This window comes from Acinetobacter sp. CFCC 10889, from assembly GCF_003268395.1.
GTDB lineage: Bacteria > Pseudomonadota > Gammaproteobacteria > Pseudomonadales > Moraxellaceae > Acinetobacter.
The window spans coordinates 1-508 of sequence record NZ_LQXQ01000175.1 but is presented as its reverse complement, the minus strand read 5'-3'; the positions used below and the strand labels follow the sequence as shown (position 1 = coordinate 508).

Here is a 508-nt window from a genome sequence, read left to right as displayed (position 1 = left end):
CTTTAAATGAAGCGATTGAAAAATATGGATCACCTGAAATATTGAATACAGACCAAGGCAGTCAGTTCACCAGTGATGCATTTATTGATGTATTGAAATCAAATGGCATTCAAATCAGTATGGATGGTAAAGGTCGATGGGTAGATAATGTGATGGTTGAACGATTATGGCGGAGCGTTAAATATAAAGAGGTGTATCTCAAAGCTTATAGCAGTGTCACAGATGCGAAAAAGCAATTGAGTGCATATTTTGAGTTTTATAATCTGAAACGACCTCATTCGAGTCTAGACATGAGAAGCACTGCTTCGCAAGGCTAAATGAGTTTTACTATGATCAGCTACCCCAACAAAACAAGGTGGCTTAACTAGAGCGGAATATCACTTATAAATATGCTTTTAGTTGTTCAAACAAGTGGGACCACCTCTAAACTAAGCGTCCAACATGATCGCAAATCAAATGAATTTTGAAACCATAAAACCAATCTACAGAGGTTTTCCCCCGACTTGCA

Annotated in this window: 2 pseudogenes; one reads left to right on the top strand and one right to left on the bottom strand. The window is 37.8% G+C overall.

The window, feature by feature from the left end:
• Positions 1-364 (top strand): annotated as a pseudogene (locus tag AVJ19_RS21265) (transposase); the annotation flags it as partial.
• A gap of 62 nt (positions 365-426) precedes the next feature.
• Here AVJ19_RS21265 and AVJ19_RS21260 read toward each other — a convergent pair.
• Positions 427-508, bottom strand: a pseudogene (locus tag AVJ19_RS21260) (transposase); the annotation flags it as partial.